Genomic DNA, 18,902 nt, shown 5'->3' with positions numbered 1-18,902 from the left:
CTATGAACTCCCCACTTGCCATTGCTCCATCTACACCCGTAATCTCTGCCCAAAATCTCAATCATTATTTCGGCGAAGGTGATTTACGCAAACAGGCACTTTTTGATATCAATCTCGATATCTATGCTGGCGAAATCATCATCATGACGGGTCCCTCTGGTTCAGGCAAAACTACGCTCTTGACGCTCATGGGTGGTTTGCGATCGGCACAGGAAGGCAGCTTAAAAATTCTGGATCGAGAAATTCGTGGCGCTGATAAAAACGCTCTCGTGCAAATCCGCCGCAATATTGGCTATATCTTTCAAGCCCATAATTTGATGACATTCCTTACGGCTAGACAAAATGTACGCATGTCTCTAGAACTTCATGATGAGGATGGAACTTCTGATCTAGATGGTAATGCTACCGCCATGCTCGAAGCGGTTGGGCTGGGTCATCGCCTCGATTATTATCCTGATAGTCTCTCTGGTGGTCAAAAACAACGGGTGGCGATCGCCCGTGCGCTAGTTTCTCAACCCAAGATCGTCCTAGCCGATGAACCCACAGCAGCCCTCGATAAAAAATCAGGTCGCGAAGTTGTGGAACTCATGCAAACCCTCGCCAAACAAAAAGGTTGCACAATTCTCCTCATCACCCACGACAATCGCATCCTCGATATCGCTGATCGCATTGTCTATATGGAAGATGGCAAGCTCGTTCCCAATATTGAAGTTGGTCATTAATTAATGGCGATCGCCCCATAAATCACGACTCATGGTGATAGCGATCGCATTGAGTAGATAGATTGTTGATGCGATTGCATTTGACTTAAAGTAGGAATCTGCGATATTTTAGGTTAAATGAATAATTTGTGCAACATTTGCGATAAAACTGTAAATTATGCTTAAAGAGACGAATACATACACCAAATTCCTAATCTATGGATCTGCTTTGATAGCTTTTCTTACGATTCACGTTTTAGATGTAGACGCAAGAGTGAGAGTCCGTTTTCGTGGTTTAGGGCTTCGCAACAATATTCAGAATTCAGGTTCAGTTCTCTCCCGTGAGCAACTTCGTTCATGCGTTGGACAGCAAAATCGTCTCAATAGCGACAGTATTCGACTTGAACAAATGAAGTCAAGGCTAAAACAAAAATTGTCTGAGCTTGAGCGTTTTGAGCAAACAATTTCTCAACGTGAACCGTTCGTGGACAGGTATAGTCAAGAATCGGTAGACAGTTTCAATGCACTGATAACAAACCAGAGAAAACTTGTAGCCTCATATAACGAGTATCTGCCCACATACAATGCACAGGTAGATAAATATAAAATATTACAGCAGAGCTTTAACACTACCTGTGCTGGGCAGTCTTACTATGAAGACGATATGCAGGCAGTTATTTCAGATAAATAAGTCCAACAATTCGACCGTGCTAAGATTATTTATCTTTGCCCCAGACCAAGCAAATAAAGATAGTTGGCTGCGACGTGAGTTCTGAGAAATTATTGGCGATCATAAAGACAAATAATTGTGAAGTGATCGGGGCATAACAAATGATTGAAACGGGCAAATAGATATGATTTCAGTCGAGCTAAAGATAACTACAGCCTATTAATTCATTAGTCATAGGTCTTTATTGATATGGAAATTCGTCAATGTCTCACGTGTTTCAAGTCTTATCCATTGAATCGGGACAACTTTGGGAACACTCCTAGCGGGGGATTCCGCTTCAAGTGCCGTGCATGCATGAGAGCCTATGTTAAGGACTACAGCTCGGCAAATAAAGATGGTGTGGCTGAACGCTCAGCAATTCGTAGGGAGCGCGAGGCATCGTCTGCGGGCAATGGCTACACAGATAAAGATATTCTGGAAATTCGGATGTTACTTGAGGACAGGTGTGCATACTGCGATGCTCAACTCGCCGATAGATGGCACATCGATCACATGACTCCAGTTGTGCAAGGCGGTCGCACTGAGGTTTCCAATCTGACTCTTTGCTGCGAGAAGTGTAATTTTGCGAAGCATGCAAAGAATGTTGAGCAGTTTCTTCATTGGCGTACCCAGCGTGGACTCAAGAACAGGAATCCTCGTGTTGTCTAAACAAACACCTAATTCTTCGGCTGATAGCTAACGTTACAATATGGGTATAGATTATTGAGGCGATCGCCTAGAAATCATGACTCATAGTAATAGCGATCGCCTTTAAGAGATAGATTATTGATGCGATCGCCTAGAAATCATGGCTCATGGTAATAGCGATCGCCACTTTACAAAAATCAAACAGGGATCGCATTATTTCAGAACTGGGGTTTGATGTGAATGTTCCATACTTCACGCAAGTTATCAGCATCTTCTTGAGATAGCTGCCCTAATTTGGTAATCAGTAAAGATTTCTCTAAGCAATCAAGTCTTGATAAACGCACAGTTGAGGCAACTCGTAAACCACTGGTTGACCAGTCTCTTAGTAAAACATCGGTTTGTGTTCTCGGCTGCGCGGATGTCACTGCTGCTAATACAACATCATCTCCATCTAGCCAAAGAATTAATACGGGTCTCTTTTTTGAAGATATGCCATTGGTAAAAGGAATTGCTGCAACCCAGATTTCTCCTGCCTTAATAGTCGTCATATAATCCTTCATCTTCTGACGAATAACTTTTTAAAAAGGCATCATGGGCGCGATCGCCTGTTTCTGATTTTGGCTGAATAGTAATGAGCCATTTACCTTTGCCGATTCCTTCTATTATGGAGCTAGGTATTGTAAATTTTTCTCCGTCTTGAAGCTCTATTTCAAAAGCTAATTGTAATAACTGGCTTTTCATATTGTGTAGATACTAAAAATATTTAAAATCCTAACATAGAGTTCGGTTGGGGGGGTAGAGCGATCGCCCCCAAAACATCCCAATCGCCTAAAAATCATGACTCACGGTAATAGCGATCGCCTTTAGGAGATAGATTGTTGATGCGATCGCCTAGAAATCATGACTCATGGTAATAGCGATCGCATTGTTTATATGGAAGATGGTAAACTTGTTCCAAATATTGACGCTGGTCATTAATAGCGATCACCTAAAATCGCAATTCTTTCGGACTATAGATTAGCAATATTTTTATAGCGATCGCAGGAATTTGACTAGCTCCCTAAATGATGGGCAATACTTAGAGCATTCAACCATATCCAGCTTTTTAGCTAATTCAGCATTTCTATTAGTCCCATAACTTGGCTTTCCATTTTTCCCAATTGATAACTTCTTAAGAGCCTCTTTTGGACTTTTAATTTGGTGAGGGTTTGGGTTTGCTTTACATTTTTCGCCACCAATCTCTTTGATAATCTTTGAATCAGACCAAAACCAAGCCTCTAATTCTTCAATGGGAATACAGATATGTTTGCTAAAGCTATTCACCACAGAAAATAATGGTTCTAACTCTGATCGTAATGTTTCCTCATCTTTAAGGGAACCATTCGGAGAACGATCCAAATCCTGAACAACAATAAAAACATTACAACCTTTGTTAAAAAGAACTTTAAGCTCCCTTGAAAGTTTCTTTTTGGCAACAGATCCCCCAGATGTCCATTTTTTTATTGTTACATTTGAGTCAAGCACACGATGAATAATTTCTCGAACTGCATCCCAGTCCGTATCATCTTCGGTAATTAAACCTATTTTAATGTTACTCATCGAGAATACCACTGTAAATCCATTCCCCTAAGTTACCTTCTTCAGAAAGGTATTCGATAATACTGTGAATATCGTCTTCAGCTAATTGTCTAACAAATGTTTGACCGTCCTTGCGGTGAACTAGATTGATTTTTTCTGGACTAGCCCATGCGACTACTTGCGGAGAATGCGTTGAAATAATTAAATTTTCTCCATAAGTGTAAGTCTCGATTTCATTAAGTAACTTTGCTAGCATCGCTGGATGAATTTGTGCTTCAGGCTCCTCAATTATTATTGTTGATCTAGAATTTGAAACAATTATTTCTATAAGAATTGACAGTACTTTAAGAGTTCCATCGGAAAGGAATCCAATATTAACTCCATCTAACTTGACTTCAAAAAAATATTCTTTTTCAGAGATCTCTCTGGATTCGACATATTGAGGTGATTTTTGTTCAGTTATTTTGCCAAGTCCAACTCTCTGACAAACACTATCAAATTCATCAAGTTTCCCTATTTCCATAAGACGATGAATTTTTTGAGTTAATTTACTAGCTATTCCCAAACTATCGTCAACAACAATTTTTTTGTTGCGCGAAACTTTTATTGCAATGTTCTGACGCTTAGAAATAGTAGTCTTAATAAATATGCGAACTCCATTCAAAACATCATAGCTCCAAAACATTTCGCGAGGGAACTTTAGTGACGAGTTCTCAGGAAGAGTTGTTTGTGGGAACAAGTGAATATTGCCAAGAATTCCAGCATTTTGACCAAGCTCATTAATTATAGTTGTTATCCCATTTTCTGTAGTCCAGAGAGGCTCTTGTTTCCCATCAATATATTTGCAATAGCCATTCCAAGAGAATTGTCCTTCTACCAAGTTGTCACTTATAGAATCATCTATATCCAATCTTTCAGTAGATTTAGATAGAGGAATACGCTCATATTTATATATGAGATGACGTTTGTCTGGTGTCAAGATTTCGATCTCTAATATTTTGGGAATACTTTCGCTATGATTAGCTTTACCAATAGCACACAATGAGATAGCTTTAAGTCCTTCAATAATGGCTGATTTACCTGCTCCATTACGACCAACTAATACTGCAACACCATCGTGTAAAGGCACAGTAACTCGACCACCCAAAACAGACCAACCGTCAAGGGTGAATGATAAAAGGCGCGGATGCTTTGTGTTGGAATCTGGGTTAGACAAAATAGAGCTTCCTTTCCAATACAGATCGTCTTGATAAATTCTAGCCGAATATGTCTGCGCCTACCACAAACAAAATAACAGGATCAGCGATCGCCTCAATTTTTTGACTTACACCATCAATGCGATCGCATAGAAATCATGACTCACGGTAATAGCGATCGCCTTTCTCAAAGTTTTCCATTGTTAGTCTTCATCTTCTTCGGAATCAAATCCTAACCATACGAGTAAGACATCTTCTAAGTCTTCCATTTGCTCTGATGTTAGCTCTCCCAGTTTGCGTAAAAGTTTAGCATGAGGGATTGTGATGAGATTTTGCACATCAAAAGCGCCTTCTCGTATAAATTTAGCTTTCACTTTCACTTCAAATCTGGAATCGCGCAAACTTGTTGTATGTGGAACTAGGGTTACTAATGCTCGATCCCTATCTAGTGCTGGGATGCTAACAACTAAACATGGTCTGACTTTGGCGACATAGCCAATCGACTAGCCAAACTTCTCCACGATAGGGGCTATTCATAAGCAAATTCTTCTTCCTCTAGTGTTAGGAAGATATCCTCGGCATTCAGTGTTAATTCTTCGTCAGATAATGGTTCAAAGTCTAAATAAACTGTACGCCTCAGAATTTCTGACAATAAATCTAATCTTTCTGAGTACGTTAGGTTGTCAAAGGTGTTTAGAAGCTCTTGTACTACAGCAGTCATAGCTTTATTCCTTAAGTTATATTTTATAGATTAACATGATCGCCACTTTACAAAAATCAAACAGCGATCGCATCGCAATACAGCAAAATATACAATTGATCGGCGATCGTCCAGAAATCACGACTCACGGCAATAGCGATCGCTTTGAGAAGATAGATTGTTGATGCGATCGCCCATAAATCAAGCCTCACAGCATAACCATTTTTAATCTTAAAACCCTTGCTATAGTCTATCTCTGGCGTTCAGCACCCTTGGTAGATTTACCTCAATCCAGTCGGTCAAAGTGGCAACATGCTCAGCAACTTCTTCTCCCAGAGGCGTGAGGCTGTACTCGACAAAGGGTGGCACAACAGGGTGAGACACTCGCAGGACAAAACCATCTTCTGCTAACGTTTGCAAGCTTTGCGCGAGCATTTTCTCACTAACGCCCCCGATTTTTCGTCTCAACTCACTAAATCGATGCGTGCCTTGGCGAAGGGACATCAGACAGAGTACACCCCACTGACTGCAAACATGCTTGAGTATTCCCCGTGAAGGGCAGGGTTGAGCAAAAAGATCGCCTTTTTCAAGGCGTTCTGTCAAAGTATTTTGACGATTATTGGGAGGATTCATATACTTACCTTTTTGTATGTACTTACTAAAAGTTAGTGTATAGCACTATATTGAACTTGCATATGTCATTAAAACAAACAGCAAAGAGGTCAAACGATGATTGTTATTACAGGCGCATCAGGAATGTTAGGGCAATTGATCCTGAAAGAACTTTTAAAGTCAGTTCCTGCTAATGAATTAGTAGCCGCAGTCCGAAGTCCACAAAAGGTCGCGGATTTTGCCAGCTTGGGTGTGCAAGTTCGGCAGATTGATTACGATCGCCCCGATACTCTGGAGGCGGCTTTTACGGATGCCGAAAAAGTCTTGCTAATTTCTGGTAGTGAAGTCGGTAGCCGCGTTCCTCAACATGCAAACGTGATCAACGCTTGTAAAAAAAATGCCGATGTAAAATTGCTAGCTTATACGAGCCTCTTGCACGCCGACAGTAGCCCTCTGCCATTGGCTGCCGAACATCAGCAGACGGAAATTCTCCTCCAAGAGTCTGGGTTGCCCCATGTTATCTTGCGTCATGGCTGGTATACAGAAAATTATACTGCTGCTATTGCGGCTGCCCTTGAATATGGTGTTTTAATGGGCTGTGCGGGTGAAGGTAAAATTGCCTCAGCGACTCGCGCAGATTATGCCGCTGCTGCTGCTGTTTTATTGACGAGCGATCGCACTGACAAGGTGTATGAATTAGCAGGCGATGAGGCATATACTTTGAGCGAGTTTGCGGCTGAACTTAGTAGGCAGTCTGGTAAGACTGTTCAGTATCAGAATCTAAGTCAAGACGACTATAGTCGTGCGTTACAAAATGCTGGTTTACCTCAGCCAATTGCCTTGATGCTAGCGGAATCGGATACGGGAGCCTCAAAAGGAGGATTGTTTGATAACAGCAAAACTTTGAGTCAATTAATAGGTCGCCCAAGCACTCCCCTTAGCGAATCAATTAAAGCTTCTCTAACCACATAACAAGTTCTAGGCGATTGTGTTTAAGAGATAGATTGTTCTTGCGATCGCCTAATAATCACGACTCATGGAAATAGCGATCGCCTTTAAGAGATAGATTGTTGGTGCGATCGCCTAGAAATCACGCTTCACAGTAATAAGGAGTCTCGCCACAAAATAGTTATATAGCAATGTAAGTTTTGCTTAGGACATAAAACCCAAAAGATGAGTGGCGGCGCTTCCCGCCGCCACTCATCTTTTGGGTTTTGATTTGTCTTATCTATCTCTTCCGTTTGTTTCTTTATCTTTTTTCTTTTACATTTCTTGAATATTTTGGTAAGAGAGAAAGTTTTTCATTTGTATCAAACTTGATGAAATTACTTACGAACTGGGTAACCTATGAAAAGCACATTTTTCTGAAAGAATTTCAAGTACTCTAGGGGCTTTCCACAAACTACATAAGCAATTCTGAAACGGTACTATAGGAGATTTTATGTACGGCTTAGTTAACAAAGCAATTCATGACATGGTGTGTAGTCGGTTCGGTGAAGAAGCTTGGAAGGAGATTCAGCATAAAGCTGAAATTGGAGTTGATACTTTCATCAGCATGGAGTCTTACCCAGATGATGTAACCCATAACCTTGTAAAGGCTGCAAGTCTTGTTTTGGGACTACCTACTTCAGAAATCATGAAAGCCTTTGGAGAATTCTGGGTGCAATACACATCTCAAGAAGGGTATGGAGAATTGATGGCAATGAGCGGTGATACGCTTCCCGAATTTTTACAGAACCTAGATGATCTTCATACCCGTGTCGGAATAAGTTTTCCCAAACTCCAGCCGCCATCCTTTGACTGTGAGGAAGTTGAAGAACAAACCATACACCTTCACTATCATTCACAACGAGAGGGTTTAGCACCAATGGTAGTGGGATTGGTGAAAGGCTTGGGTACGCACTTAAATACGGATGTTGAAGTTACCCAGACTCAAAGCAAGTCTGACGGTGCAGATCATGATGAATTTACCATCCAGTATAAACCCAACTGAACTTTTCATGCAGCCTCAATTCACTTTGCCACCCCACTTACTTGCGAAAGCATTTCCTTTTCATTTTGTGTTTAAGGGCGATCTCACAATCATCCAAGCTGGAGAAGTTTTGCAGCGACTTATTCCTGACATTATCGAATCACAGTTTAGCCAGTGCTTCCAGATTAACCGCCCTATTATTCAAACTCCTAATTTTGCAGCCATTAGTAAGAAATCTAACAGTATATTTATTTTGAAATCGCTCCATAGCGAAATGGTTCTAAAAGGGCAGATGCTAACTGTTGATGATTCCGAGATCATTTTTTTTCTGGGTTCGCCAATCGTCACAGAGCTTAGACAGCTTAGCCAAATTGGAATCAAATTAAAAGACTTTGCAGTTCACGATTCTGTTGCTGATTTTCTTTTGCTTTTGCAAACGAAGAGTCGGCTAATGGATGAGTTAGTAGAACGGGAGACGAAACTAAAAGATATTTTGAGAGACAAGGAGGAGATTTCCATACTTGCAGAGGCAAGAGCCAGAGACTTAGAATTGGCTCTCGAGAACTTACAGAGAGCTAGAGACTTAGAACTGGCTCTCAGAGACTTACAGAGAACTAGCACACAGATGATTCAGGCTGAAAAAATGGCTGGGTTAGGGCAAATGGTGGCTGGAATTGCTCATGAAATTAACAATCCAATTAACTTTGTTAATGGTAATCTCACTTATATTGATCAGTATATTCGGGATCTGATAACCCTAATTAAACTTTATCAACAGCACTTTCCCACCCTCCCTTCTGAAATCATTGATTACATGGAGGAGATTGATCTGAATTTTTTATTGATTGACTTACCACGTATAATTGCATCAATACGAACAGGAACAGATCGGGTTATAGATCTTGTTGTGTCATTACGCAACTTTTCTAGATTGGATGAAGCAGAACAAAAAGATGTGGACTTACATGAAGGAATTGATAGCACGTTACTGATTCTTAGCCACAAGCTGAAGCAAGGCATTGAGGTTCTTAGGGAGTATGGAGATTTGCCAAAAGTTTTGTGTTATCCATCTCAGTTAAATCAAGTATTTATGAATATTATTTCTAATGCTGCTGATGCATTATTTGAGACTAATATAAAATCGAAGCAAATTATAATCAAAACCAGTTTAGATGACTCTAAACACATTTGTATTAGCGTTAAAGATAATGGAAATGGGATTCCTAATGAAATTAAGGACAGTATTTTTAATCCATTCTTTACGACAAAGCCTGTTGGCAAAGGGACGGGATTGGGATTGTCAATCAGCTATCAAATTATCGAAAAGCATCGGGGTATAATTGATGTCATCTCTGAGTTGGGAAAGGGAACTGAATTTGTCATTAAAATTCCAATTTCCTAATTGCCGTGGTTTTCTTTAGATCAAGAGATAAAGTTCCTAATCAATTGTCATCAGCCCAATACTGCGTTATACCAATTCAAGAAAGTGTGACAACACTTAATTATTAAGCGACCGCCTAAAAACCACCACTCACAATAATAGCGATCGCTTTAATATAATCACTGTCGCACTTGCAGCACATAGAACGTATATCCATAAATGTCACTAAATCTCTCAAACAGGTTCATTTCCTCTTCAATTTCATCGATAACTAATTGAATGACAGGGGAAATTTCCGCCTGACGCATCTGTTTGCTCAGTGGTTCGTAATAATTTTTCCACCAAGCCTGACTTGGCAGCCGATGCGTAGAAATCACCTTAAAGCCAGAGCGATGTGCCCGATCGCTATTCTCTGCCTCATTAGCAATCATCGGATAGGCATTTTGCCAGTACAAAGCCGCAGGTTCTGGTACATGATCGGCAAACCAACTCATTTCCGATATAACCGCAATACCTGTGTTTGTAAGCAGCGATCGCCAGATTGTCAGAGCTTGCTCAAACCCAAGATTATAAGCAGCCCCTTCAGACCAAAGTAAATCAATCGAACCATCTGCCCAATCAAGCTTTGCCATGTCACCATGAATCGGCTTGATCAGATGCTCCAGTTCACATTGTTTCGCACGAATCTTGAGTTCATCAATAAAACCCAATGCAAAATCCACCGCCATAACAGGGCTTTGATAATATTCTGCAAGTAGCAACGCGCCAGCACCACTCCCGCATCCCAGATCGGCTATCTGCGGATGGGGAGGTAAAGTGGGGAGGTTGCTCAAAATATTGAGTGAAAAGGCATTGTCGCCAGGTCCTTTACGTTCAATCCCTCGATGTAAATCAATCAAAGCGTCAATGTACTCGGTTTGAGGATCTCCACTCATTTAGTCTTTCCATTCTGATTTAGATTTTTGCCAATCTTACAGTCGATCCTCCCAGTAATGTCAAGTTTATAGGTGATCGCTACCTCACCCAAAAATTAAACAGCGATCATCCTTAGCAAACCATTAATCGCTCCGTAAATCACGACTCACTGTAATAGCGATCGGCTTCAGCAAACCCTTTGGCAGATAGGGGATTGATGCGATCACCTTGAACTTGCGACTCACAGTAATAGCGATCGCTTACAGTAAAACCTTAAATTGAATTTTCTTTTTTCCAATCGTTTTCAGTCTCCGCATCTGCTGGGAAAAAACATTCAATTCTAATTTCCTGAAGAGTGATATCGTAGGGAGTACCAAGAGTTGCGATCGTTGAGAAAAACTGCCAATTTAGATTGCTTTTCTGTAAATGCATAGTAAGCAGCAAAGTATGCTGTTCAGCGTGACTTGATTGATTCCACAATTCGGAAGCATCAGGATAACTTAGGAGTTCATTAAACAATAAAGCTGACTGTTCGCTCTCAATCGATGAATTAGCTTCACGATATGTTCGCTGAAGCAAATGCCTAGCCACTTCTTCCCAATTAGAAATAAAGGGACGTAAACCCTGTGGATCGAAAACAACTCGCATCAAATTGATTTTTCCATCAATACAAAATCGGCTTTGGAGCTTATCTGGATCGATGAAAGTACTCAACAGTCGAGCAGATCCTTGGTTGGTCAGAAGTAAATTCCAATAGCGATCGATGACGATTGCTGGATAAGGTTCTTGTTGGTGCAGCATAAAATTGATTGCTTTGTAAACTGATGCCATTTCAGGAGCCGACAAATCAGTTTCCGAATGAATAGGCGCAAAGCCAGCCGAACTAAGCATTAGATTTTGATGCCTGAGAGGAATTTCTAAAACTGTTGCTAATTGCAATACCATCTCCTGACTAGGCTTTGCTCGTCCTGACTCCAAGAAACTAATGTGACGCTGGGAGACTTGACTGATAAGAGCTAGATCAAGCTGACTAAGGCTACGCCGATCTCGCCATTGCTTCAGAATGGTTCCAAAGGTTGATGGTTGATGGTTGATCGCTAGTTGTTGCACTATCTAACTCCAAATACAACGTTTTTGATTACCTATGAGGTAATTGCTTTGATTATCTCTCTTTGACAAGATCATAACAAGCACTTGCATACCGTGGTTCGTTTGATTGGCAATTGATGTTATTTAGCTGTTTCCTCTCTATTTTTTTAATTTCACTAACCAGAAAAACAACATGACACTACTACGCGCTTTTTTAATTATTGCTACGCTGATAATTTATGCCGTGTCAATTTATGTTATTGCCACAATGGGCATTAACTATCCAGCCGTCTTTTTAAGTGACATGCTAAAGCTTGACTGGCGATCGCAGTTCAACACAGATCTTTTGATTGCTCTATGTCTATTCTTAATTTGGGTTGCATGGCGAGAGGGATTTACCATTAAGGGATTTCTATTCAGCCTTCTGTTCATGAACTTGGGTTTTATGTTCGGATGTCCTTATTTGCTATTCGCCACATATAGGGCAAATGGCAACATCAAGGCTCTTCTATTAGGTGTTCATGCTGATAAATGAATGATGTTGAGGGTAAGAAACTAAGAAAATGATTGTATAGGAACCACATCATAAAATCCTTATAAAGTCGATGCTGCTAGTTCTATGTCCTAAGCAAAACTTTTGTTGATATATAATTTGTTTGAACAATGCAATAAAAAAATGACTGACAACTGGATTGAAAATCTCAAATATGATGTTCAAGGATTGATTCCTGCGATCGCGCAAGATCATCAAGATGGCACGATTTTAATGATGGCTTGGATGAATCGCCAAGCCCTAGAACTAACCATCTCAACTGGTGAAGTCCATTATTGGAGCCGATCTCGCCAAGAACTATGGCATAAGGGTGCAACTTCAGGACATATTCAAAAGCTCAAAAAGCTCTACTACGATTGCGATCGCGATGTAATTTTGGTCAAGATTGAACAGGTTGGTGATGTCGCTTGTCACACTGGCGCAAGAAGTTGTTTCTTTACAGAAGTTCCCGTTTAATCCAAATTAAAGAGCAAACAGTATTTGTCAAAATAATGATTGGTGATACTGATGCAGGCTCAGAACTAGTTGAAGACTCAAGGTAAATATCCGCGATAGTCGTATTTTGAGCCAGATATATAAGCGATCGCTATCAATTTAGAAGCAAAGACTTAACTACAAAAATCGTTGCAAAACTTCTACAGTTGCTTGCCCCGTTTTTTCCCAGCTAAATTGTTTAGCCCTTTGTAATCCAAGTTGTGAAAGGTGCGATCTCAGACCTGTGTCATTAGCGATCGCCTGCATTGCATCGGCAATTTCTTCCACATTGTAAGGATCGATCAAAATCGCGGCATCACCAGCAACTTCGGGTAAGGATGACAGGTTAGAGGTGATCACAGGAGTGCCACAAGCCATTGCTTCGAGTACGGGTAAGCCAAACCCTTCCCACAGTGATGGAAATACTAAAGCGATCGCGCTACTGATTATTTTTGGTAAGTCCTCATAGGGTACATAGTCTAGGAATTTGACTTGATCCGTTAGTCCTAATTCTTGGACTTGTTTTTTTAACGCTGGAGTATAGCGATCGTCTGATGGCCCCGCTAGCCAAAGTTGATACTCATGATTTGACGGTAAACTAGCAAAAGCTGAAATTAGAGGACTAACGTTTTTATAAGGATCATGCCTACCAATATATAAAAAGTAAGAGTGTAATGATTTAGATTCTGACTTATTTACGATTTCTCGAAAGTGCTTCGCATCATACGCTAAAAGAATAGGTGTAATTTTATGTGATGGGATATGACAAAATTTAACGATATCGTTTGCAGTAGATTGGGAATTACAAACAATGTGCTGTGCCTGAGATAATACCTGAGGTACATAATATTGATTGTATGGTGTAAGCGGAGAAAATCGTTTAGGGAATCTCAAAGGTATAAAATCGTGAACCATCACCACTGTAGAACATTGAGACCATAATGGTGCTTCTGATATCGGTGAAAACAAAAGTTGCGATTTTAGCTCCTTGTAGATTTTTGGCAATTGAAATTGTATCCACATTAAGCGCCGTAGATGCCCTTTAAATCCTTGCTCTGCTGTTTGATCAACAGGTGTTTGATAACAATTATAATTAAGCAAAGGTTGTGAGGTTAAAATCGTCGGCTCAACCTTTTTTAGAAAAGGCAAAAGACTAAGTGCATAGGTTGTAGTACCTGTGGGCTTAGTTAATAAAAATGAATAGTTAATTAGTACAGACAAGATTATTTATAAACAAAAACTAATTTTATAATTTCTAGATTATAGAAGTTTGGTGATTTCAAATATTCATATAAAAATTTAACTAGTAAATATACTCTTAGACAGAATATTTCCCATAATTGGCAGTGCTTATGGTAGTAGTAAATTTGACTCTTCCTATATTCTAAAGACATTCTATCCGATAATTTTTTAACAGAATGTCCTCGCAAATGAATAATAGATATATGAGGAGTATATAAGACTTTATATCCTTTATCTCTAACTCTTTTACACAAATCAGACTCCTCAAAATACATAAAAAACCTTTCGTCAAACCCACCTAATAAATCGAACAAATCTTTCCTAATAAAAAAAGCAGCTCCAACAACTATATCTACAGCTCTAATAGATTGAAAATCCTTTTCAATGAGATATAGTTTATTTTCGTCATAAGAATTTTTATGCATTTTTTTTGCTCTAATTTCTCCAGTAAAACTAATTTCAGGTGAGAAAGAGACCTGAAATTTCCCATCAGGAAAAACTAGTTTAGGACCAATGATACCTACATCTGAATTTGAGGTCATTAATTCTAATAGGTGTGGCAGAAAATTACTTGTAACTATTGTGTCAGTGTTCAATAAAAGCAAAAAATCTCCCTTAGCTTCTCTAGCTCCAACATTATTTCCTGTTCCAAAACCAAGATTTTGAGGTAGTTTGATTAATCTCACATCAGGAAACTTGCTCTCAATAATATTGGTACTATTATCATGAGAGCTATTATCAACAACAATTATTTCAGAGTTATACTTAGGAACAAATTTTTCTAAAGATCTCAGGCAGTTAACTAAAACATCCTCTCCATTAAAGTTAACTAAAATAATTGACACAAAATTAGAAGACATATAGATTATCCACGCTTAGTAGTTTTTAATTGTCTATTAATTAATATTTGCTTAATCTTTTGTAAATCAAACAAGATTTTTAATAACCAAACCCTCAAAGCTACACCTTCAGCATTATATCCTGACGATATACTTGTGAATAGTAATGCAATTATTCTTACACCAAAATCAAACCTTTTATCTTCAAAAGGATTATTCCAGTTTATAATATCTAGATCTTTTTTAAATCTTTGATAGAACAGATTGCTAAAATTCCTCCTAACCAAGTAGCTATTAAGGGAAAGCTTAAATTTCTTCTTTATTAAAAGCATTATTTCTCGATAAATTTTTGAAGAATCTTTAGTGACTCCTACATTATTTAAACCATGAATTCTATACATAACTAGAGGCTGGCGAATATGTTCAATTCTACCTTTCTGTGCTGCAACTAAAGCAATCCACCAATCATGATACCAGTTAATTTTGTCTTGTTCAGGAAACGGGAGTATATCGTTTACTATAGATTTACAAAATATTAATGAGCATCCAGTTACTACATTACAAAGTAATAGCAGATCTGTTGATAGCTTTTCAGGATTTCGACCTTCAAATTCCCAAGTTGATTGATTAATTACATTGTCTTTAGAATCTATCATTTTCAAGTCAGAATGGACTAAAACTGCTTTTTTTTCTCTTAGTTTTGCTAATAATATAGATAATTTTTGAGGATGCCAAATATCATCTTGATCTGACAAAGCTATAGCAGTAATTGAACTATCTTCAATACAATATTTCAATCCACGTTCAAAATTATAATAATGATTAAGATTTTGATTATGAAAATGGCAAACAAATCGTGTGTCATCACCAATAATTATTTCAATAGATTTTTGCAAATCTATTAAAGAAAAGTCATCAACAATATGACAGATCCAATTTTCATGGATTTGATTTTTGATTGACTGAATCTGTTTTTGAAAATATTCTATATTGGGATTATATGTAGCTAAAACAATACCTATTTTCTCTAGTATTATCATTTTATTAAATTGAATACTGAATATTCATACAAATTAATTTCAATAAATATAAGCTCCAATAAAATCAACTAAATTAATTATATTACTATCTACTTAAAGTATTTATTAAATCACCAGTTTTTACCAAGCTTTCCTAATAGTCCATGATAAGTTCCTAACAAGCAAGCCCATATTTTTAATTGCTTATCGCTAAAGTCATAAAGTATGATCCAAAGAATATTAATAAGCATGTATCTCAAGCGCTGTATTAGACTAGTGAAATGATAATAACCTTTAGAAAATTGCATCTCTAAATATGTATGGTTTCGGCAAATATAGTAATGGCGTAAAGCTGAATATTGTTGAACTTGACGAGATTTATTCAAGAATTTCACTCTAATGGGATTCCCATAATTATGATGCATTGTAGCTTTACTAGAAATCAGATTGTGAAATCCTTTTTGTCTTAGCCTAAATCCATAGTCGAGGTCAATACCGTCGATAAACAAATCAATGCAAGGAGGAGAGACAGCTTGAGCCGCAGCTAATGAAATCAACGAACCTGATGTTATAGGTGAATCGCATTCATAAAAATCAACATCACTATTATGCTTAATTCCTTGAAATCGGTCACAACAAAAAACTGCACCTTCTATAATTTTACCTGTCCTAGGATCAGAAGGAGTTGGAGCAACAATACCAACTTCATAATTATTTCGTTGTATCGCTTCATTATATGTAGCGATTAATATTTCCAAGCAATTTTCTGAGGGAACACTATCTTGATCAAATGTCCACAGGAAGTCATATCCTTCAGCGATCGCCCATTCGATAGCTTTTACCATACCTCCAATAATTCCGATATTCTCAGGATAATGATGAATCAATAGCAGACCATTTTTATTATTTAATTGCAATGGCTCATGGGAATTATCTACTATATAAATAGCTTTAACTTGAACTGATTGAGCTCCGATAGATTGAATACATCTATTAGCAGATTCTTGATCTTGATAACATGTGATGTAGGCTGCTACTTTTGTCTGCATACAACAACTATTTCTTAATAAGTCTATTGATTCTAGCCTTGGTCTTTAGCCTTATGGATAAAGGTATTGTTTGTTTGATTTTTTTGAAAATATTAACCACAATATATTCCAATCTTGATAATTTATATGAATTGATTATTTCTGGATTTTCACATTTTAAAAAGTAATACTCTGTTAGTAATTTCCGCAAAACTTCAATTCTTTCCGCTTTAACATGAGATGCTCTAGGCTTAGAAGATAGGCTCTGGAAAAAAGACTCAAGCTTATCAATTGATTCTTCCCACTGCATAGAATTAGCTGTTATCTGCCCATTGCTCTGGAGTCTTGTATATAAATCTTTATCTTCAATTAGTCTCTTTAATGCTTGACGGGCTATCTCAATATCACCATTGGGTATGACTAAAGCATTATATTCATCCTTAATGTATTCATCATATCCAGTAACGTCACTAACAACACACACTCCACCACAAGCCATCATTTCTAAAGGTGGACCAAAAAAACCTTCTACACTGCTAAGTTTAACTAAAATATCACAGCTAGAATAAATCTTTTTCATTTGACTAAAATCAACTTTATAAAAGAAGCGATCTATTTTCCAATCTGGAGAAGGTTTCCCCCCATTTGAAACACACCAGATTTCGCAACCTAATCCTTCACTTGCTTTAATTGCCTCTCTTACTCTTTTAAAAGGAGAATCTATCGTGCCTTCTACTAATATTCTTAACTTGTCTTCTCTCTTTTTAGCAACTGGTTTGTCGGTATGAATAATACTAGTGTCAATAGCATTAGGGATATAAGCAGCTTGATGACCAAAGTTGTGATCAAGCCAATCAACAATCCACTTTGCTTCAGTCATATAATGAATATTACATAAATAAGTCAAAACTACCCAGTTTTTCATGATTAGATCATCATAAAAACGGGTTTCATCTGATTGAACAAAATAAACTTTATGCTTAGCAGGTAATTTAAGAACTTGAATTAATGTATCCCAGAAAGTTGCCACACAAATGTCAACATCTTTAGGAAAATTTTGGGGGTGAATGACAGGGTAGTCAAAGTTGGGAAACCAAGAGAAGGAAGCTGATGTGGGAGGTACAGTTTCATCTAAAATACAGATAGAAACATTATATCCCTTTTTAGCTAGCCGAGAAACATGTTGGAGAACTATTATATGTCCGCCACATAGCAAATTAGTGGTTAGTACATAAACTATTTTCATAATAGTGTTTTAATCCCTTCTTCTAGACTAACTAAAGCGCTGAAATCCAAATTTTCTTGAGCTAGATTAGGGCTTGCACAAGAGTGCTCAATCTCCCCTTGTCGAGACGACAAAAAATTAGGTTCTAAATAGGAATTAGTATATTTAGAAATTAGATCTAGTAATTCTAACAAGTTTGTTTTAATACCAGTTCCAATATTGAAAACTCGATGTTTATTCACTATAGTACTCGGTAGCATCGCTGCTAAAATGTTAGCTCTAGCGACATCAGAAACATGTATAAAATCTCGACTTTGGAGTCCAGTCCCGTAAATTTGAGGAGATTTTTTCTGGCGATAGCATTCTATAAATCGAGGAATCACTGCGGCATAATCTGAATCTGCTCTTTGACGTAAGCCATATACATTAAAGTATCTTAAGCATATTGTTTCTAGACCGTAGGAGTGGTAAAAACTTTCAGCAAATGCTTCTGCAATTAATTTACTAGCTGCATAAGGAGATTTAGGATTAGGCAAATAAGATTCTAGTAATGGAGGTTGGTGGCTATCTCCATATACTGAACAACTTGAAGCAATTATTACTCTTGAAACTTTTGCTTGTAATGCAGACCACAGTACATTTAATGTACCTGTATTATTAATTTGATTCGTGGAAAAGGGATCTAGTAAAGATTCGGTTACTGATGTTTGAGCTGCTAGATGAAATACATAATTTACTCCTTCCATTGATGCTTGAAGTTGCTCTAAATCAGTAACATCAGCTTTTATAATATGTATTTTTGAACTAATTGAACTAAGATTATTGACATCACCTGTTGAGAAATCATCATAAACAAGTGTAGTAATATTTTGTTTGACTAGCTCTTGGGTAATATAAGAGCCAATAAATCCTGAACCACCTATAACAATTGCTTTCATTTTACGTTTCCAGATTACAAGAAATTTGAATTTTGAACTATATTGCATTCACAAACATTTAAAAGAGATTAAGATCTAGTAAT

Annotated in this window: 24 protein-coding genes; 8 read left to right on the top strand and 16 right to left on the bottom strand. The window is 37.9% G+C overall.

What is annotated here, in order from left to right; all coding sequences use genetic code 11:
• Positions 1-2: 2 nt before the first annotated feature.
• The 3 genes from H6G05_RS01045 (at position 3) to H6G05_RS25935 (ending at position 2,079) form a co-directional block, all read left to right on the top strand.
• A complete protein-coding gene (locus tag H6G05_RS01045) occupies positions 3-722 on the top strand; it encodes a DevA family ABC transporter ATP-binding protein (RefSeq protein ID WP_190575505.1) in 720 nt (239 codons plus the stop codon).
• Positions 723-879: 157 nt separating this feature from the next.
• Positions 880-1,392 carry a hypothetical protein gene (locus H6G05_RS01040; RefSeq protein WP_190575503.1) on the top strand — a complete coding sequence of 171 codons (513 nt, stop codon included), beginning with the start codon at positions 880-882 and terminating at the stop codon, positions 1,390-1,392.
• A 228-nt stretch (positions 1,393-1,620) separates the two neighbouring features.
• Positions 1,621-2,079, top strand: a complete 459-nt coding sequence (locus H6G05_RS25935) for an HNH endonuclease (RefSeq protein ID WP_408962453.1) — start codon at positions 1,621-1,623, stop codon at positions 2,077-2,079.
• Between the two features lie 197 nt (positions 2,080-2,276).
• Here H6G05_RS25935 and H6G05_RS01030 read toward each other — a convergent pair whose 3' ends face one another.
• The 8 genes from H6G05_RS01030 to H6G05_RS01000 form a co-directional block, all read right to left on the bottom strand.
• Positions 2,277-2,606, bottom strand: coding sequence for a type II toxin-antitoxin system PemK/MazF family toxin (locus H6G05_RS01030; protein WP_190575499.1), 330 nt, complete (start codon positions 2,604-2,606; stop codon positions 2,277-2,279).
• The gene (locus H6G05_RS01025) at positions 2,593-2,799 is read right to left on the bottom strand and encodes a hypothetical protein (protein ID WP_190575497.1); all 207 of its coding nucleotides are present in this window, start codon (positions 2,797-2,799) and stop codon (positions 2,593-2,595) included. Before H6G05_RS01025 ends, H6G05_RS01030 begins: the two co-directional genes overlap by 14 nt.
• Positions 2,800-3,087: 288 nt before the next feature.
• Positions 3,088-3,657: a DUF4276 family protein gene (locus H6G05_RS01020; RefSeq protein ID WP_190575494.1), complete on the bottom strand. Its 570-nt coding sequence runs from the start codon at positions 3,655-3,657 to the stop codon at positions 3,088-3,090.
• On the bottom strand, positions 3,650-4,852 hold the full coding sequence (locus tag H6G05_RS01015) for an AAA family ATPase (protein WP_190575492.1): 1,203 nt from the start codon (positions 4,850-4,852) through the stop codon (positions 3,650-3,652). The genes H6G05_RS01020 and H6G05_RS01015 overlap by 8 nt, the downstream gene beginning before the upstream one ends.
• A 183-nt stretch (positions 4,853-5,035) precedes the next feature.
• On the bottom strand, positions 5,036-5,290 hold the full coding sequence (locus H6G05_RS01010; protein ID WP_322096306.1) for a type II toxin-antitoxin system PemK/MazF family toxin: 255 nt from the start codon (positions 5,288-5,290) through the stop codon (positions 5,036-5,038).
• Between the two features lie 71 nt (positions 5,291-5,361).
• The gene (locus H6G05_RS01005) at positions 5,362-5,553 is read right to left on the bottom strand and encodes a hypothetical protein (protein ID WP_190575490.1); all 192 of its coding nucleotides are present in this window, start codon (positions 5,551-5,553) and stop codon (positions 5,362-5,364) included.
• A gap of 56 nt (positions 5,554-5,609) precedes the next feature.
• Positions 5,610-5,744 carry a hypothetical protein gene (locus tag H6G05_RS25535; RefSeq protein WP_277874732.1) on the bottom strand — a complete coding sequence of 45 codons (135 nt, stop codon included), beginning with the start codon at positions 5,742-5,744 and terminating at the stop codon, positions 5,610-5,612.
• A gap of 31 nt (positions 5,745-5,775) precedes the next feature.
• The gene (locus H6G05_RS01000) at positions 5,776-6,165 is read right to left on the bottom strand and encodes a winged helix-turn-helix transcriptional regulator (RefSeq protein WP_190575488.1); all 390 of its coding nucleotides are present in this window, start codon (positions 6,163-6,165) and stop codon (positions 5,776-5,778) included.
• Between the two features lie 96 nt (positions 6,166-6,261).
• Between H6G05_RS01000 and H6G05_RS00995 the strand changes: the two genes are divergently transcribed.
• The 3 genes from H6G05_RS00995 to H6G05_RS00985 all read left to right on the top strand — a co-directional run bounded on the left by H6G05_RS00995 (position 6,262) and on the right by H6G05_RS00985 (position 9,518).
• The gene (locus H6G05_RS00995; RefSeq protein WP_190575486.1) at positions 6,262-7,116 is read left to right on the top strand and encodes an SDR family oxidoreductase; all 855 of its coding nucleotides are present in this window, start codon (positions 6,262-6,264) and stop codon (positions 7,114-7,116) included.
• Between the two features lie 469 nt (positions 7,117-7,585).
• The gene (locus H6G05_RS00990; RefSeq protein ID WP_190575484.1) at positions 7,586-8,137 is read left to right on the top strand and encodes a heme NO-binding domain-containing protein; all 552 of its coding nucleotides are present in this window, start codon (positions 7,586-7,588) and stop codon (positions 8,135-8,137) included.
• The gene (locus H6G05_RS00985; RefSeq protein ID WP_242025174.1) at positions 8,058-9,518 is read left to right on the top strand and encodes an ATP-binding protein; all 1,461 of its coding nucleotides are present in this window, start codon (positions 8,058-8,060) and stop codon (positions 9,516-9,518) included. Before H6G05_RS00990 ends, H6G05_RS00985 begins: the two co-directional genes overlap by 80 nt.
• 158 nt (positions 9,519-9,676) lie before the next feature.
• Here H6G05_RS00985 and H6G05_RS00980 read toward each other — a convergent pair whose 3' ends face one another.
• Both H6G05_RS00980 and H6G05_RS00975 read right to left on the bottom strand, forming a co-directional pair.
• Complete coding sequence (locus H6G05_RS00980; RefSeq protein WP_190575482.1) at positions 9,677-10,432, bottom strand: class I SAM-dependent methyltransferase; 756 nt, start codon at positions 10,430-10,432, stop codon at positions 9,677-9,679.
• 253 nt (positions 10,433-10,685) lie between these two features.
• Complete coding sequence (locus tag H6G05_RS00975) at positions 10,686-11,522, bottom strand: helix-turn-helix domain-containing protein (protein ID WP_322096302.1); 837 nt, start codon at positions 11,520-11,522, stop codon at positions 10,686-10,688.
• 172 nt (positions 11,523-11,694) lie between these two features.
• Between H6G05_RS00975 and H6G05_RS00970 the strand changes: the two genes are divergently transcribed.
• Positions 11,695-12,036, top strand: coding sequence for a hypothetical protein (locus tag H6G05_RS00970; protein WP_190575480.1), 342 nt, complete (start codon positions 11,695-11,697; stop codon positions 12,034-12,036).
• Positions 12,037-12,177: 141 nt separating this feature from the next.
• Positions 12,178-12,510 carry a phosphoribosyl-AMP cyclohydrolase gene (gene hisI, locus H6G05_RS00965; protein WP_190575478.1) on the top strand — a complete coding sequence of 111 codons (333 nt, stop codon included), beginning with the start codon at positions 12,178-12,180 and terminating at the stop codon, positions 12,508-12,510.
• A gap of 156 nt (positions 12,511-12,666) precedes the next feature.
• Here the strand turns inward: hisI and H6G05_RS00960 are convergent, their stop codons facing one another.
• The 6 genes from H6G05_RS00960 to H6G05_RS00935 all read right to left on the bottom strand — a co-directional run bounded on the left by H6G05_RS00960 (position 12,667) and on the right by H6G05_RS00935 (position 18,819).
• On the bottom strand, positions 12,667-13,752 hold the full coding sequence (locus tag H6G05_RS00960) for a glycosyltransferase family 4 protein (RefSeq protein WP_408962454.1): 1,086 nt from the start codon (positions 13,750-13,752) through the stop codon (positions 12,667-12,669).
• Positions 13,752-14,630, bottom strand: coding sequence for a glycosyltransferase family 2 protein (locus tag H6G05_RS00955; protein WP_190575474.1), 879 nt, complete (start codon positions 14,628-14,630; stop codon positions 13,752-13,754). Before H6G05_RS00955 ends, H6G05_RS00960 begins: the two co-directional genes overlap by 1 nt.
• 5 nt (positions 14,631-14,635) lie before the next feature.
• Entirely contained in the window at positions 14,636-15,649 is a 1,014-nt protein-coding gene (locus H6G05_RS00950; RefSeq protein ID WP_190575473.1) for a glycosyltransferase, read from the bottom strand.
• A gap of 110 nt (positions 15,650-15,759) precedes the next feature.
• Positions 15,760-16,677 carry a glycosyltransferase family 2 protein gene (locus tag H6G05_RS00945; protein WP_190575471.1) on the bottom strand — a complete coding sequence of 306 codons (918 nt, stop codon included), beginning with the start codon at positions 16,675-16,677 and terminating at the stop codon, positions 15,760-15,762.
• Between the two features lie 7 nt (positions 16,678-16,684).
• Positions 16,685-17,902 carry a glycosyltransferase family 4 protein gene (locus tag H6G05_RS00940; RefSeq protein ID WP_190575469.1) on the bottom strand — a complete coding sequence of 406 codons (1,218 nt, stop codon included), beginning with the start codon at positions 17,900-17,902 and terminating at the stop codon, positions 16,685-16,687.
• Complete coding sequence (locus H6G05_RS00935) at positions 17,899-18,819, bottom strand: SDR family NAD(P)-dependent oxidoreductase (RefSeq protein WP_190575467.1); 921 nt, start codon at positions 18,817-18,819, stop codon at positions 17,899-17,901. Before H6G05_RS00935 ends, H6G05_RS00940 begins: the two co-directional genes overlap by 4 nt.
• Positions 18,820-18,902 lie beyond the last annotated feature (83 nt).

Source organism: Phormidium tenue FACHB-1050 (assembly GCF_014696925.1).
Lineage (GTDB): Bacteria > Cyanobacteriota > Cyanobacteriia > Pseudanabaenales > Pseudanabaenaceae > Pseudanabaena.
Note: the sequence above shows the minus strand (reverse complement) of the source record. Positions and strands in the feature narration are given on the sequence as shown.

What these genes read in the sequence shown, in the direction of transcription:
- H6G05_RS00940 (WP_190575469.1), bottom strand. Translation starts at nt 17,902, where the DNA reads ATGAAAATAGTTTATGTACTAACCACTAATTTGCTATGTGGCGGACAT.
- H6G05_RS01025 (WP_190575497.1), bottom strand. Translation starts at nt 2,799, where the DNA reads ATGAAAAGCCAGTTATTACAATTAGCTTTTGAAATAGAGCTTCAAGAC.
- H6G05_RS01030 (WP_190575499.1), bottom strand. Translation starts at nt 2,606, where the DNA reads ATGACGACTATTAAGGCAGGAGAAATCTGGGTTGCAGCAATTCCTTTT.
- H6G05_RS00970 (WP_190575480.1), top strand. Translation starts at nt 11,695, where the DNA reads ATGACACTACTACGCGCTTTTTTAATTATTGCTACGCTGATAATTTAT.
- H6G05_RS00935 (WP_190575467.1), bottom strand. Translation starts at nt 18,819, where the DNA reads ATGAAAGCAATTGTTATAGGTGGTTCAGGATTTATTGGCTCTTATATT.
- H6G05_RS00955 (WP_190575474.1), bottom strand. Translation starts at nt 14,630, where the DNA reads ATGTCTTCTAATTTTGTGTCAATTATTTTAGTTAACTTTAATGGAGAG.
- H6G05_RS01005 (WP_190575490.1), bottom strand. Translation starts at nt 5,553, where the DNA reads ATGACTGCTGTAGTACAAGAGCTTCTAAACACCTTTGACAACCTAACG.
- H6G05_RS01040 (WP_190575503.1), top strand. Translation starts at nt 880, where the DNA reads ATGCTTAAAGAGACGAATACATACACCAAATTCCTAATCTATGGATCT.
- H6G05_RS01045 (WP_190575505.1), top strand. Translation starts at nt 3, where the DNA reads ATGAACTCCCCACTTGCCATTGCTCCATCTACACCCGTAATCTCTGCC.
- H6G05_RS00950 (WP_190575473.1), bottom strand. Translation starts at nt 15,649, where the DNA reads ATGATAATACTAGAGAAAATAGGTATTGTTTTAGCTACATATAATCCC.
- H6G05_RS01000 (WP_190575488.1), bottom strand. Translation starts at nt 6,165, where the DNA reads ATGAATCCTCCCAATAATCGTCAAAATACTTTGACAGAACGCCTTGAA.
- hisI (WP_190575478.1), top strand. Translation starts at nt 12,178, where the DNA reads ATGACTGACAACTGGATTGAAAATCTCAAATATGATGTTCAAGGATTG.
- H6G05_RS00990 (WP_190575484.1), top strand. Translation starts at nt 7,586, where the DNA reads ATGTACGGCTTAGTTAACAAAGCAATTCATGACATGGTGTGTAGTCGG.
- H6G05_RS00985 (WP_242025174.1), top strand. Translation starts at nt 8,058, where the DNA reads ATGTTGAAGTTACCCAGACTCAAAGCAAGTCTGACGGTGCAGATCATG.
- H6G05_RS00995 (WP_190575486.1), top strand. Translation starts at nt 6,262, where the DNA reads ATGATTGTTATTACAGGCGCATCAGGAATGTTAGGGCAATTGATCCTG.
- H6G05_RS25935 (WP_408962453.1), top strand. Translation starts at nt 1,621, where the DNA reads ATGGAAATTCGTCAATGTCTCACGTGTTTCAAGTCTTATCCATTGAAT.
- H6G05_RS00980 (WP_190575482.1), bottom strand. Translation starts at nt 10,432, where the DNA reads ATGAGTGGAGATCCTCAAACCGAGTACATTGACGCTTTGATTGATTTA.
- H6G05_RS00945 (WP_190575471.1), bottom strand. Translation starts at nt 16,677, where the DNA reads ATGCAGACAAAAGTAGCAGCCTACATCACATGTTATCAAGATCAAGAA.
- H6G05_RS01020 (WP_190575494.1), bottom strand. Translation starts at nt 3,657, where the DNA reads ATGAGTAACATTAAAATAGGTTTAATTACCGAAGATGATACGGACTGG.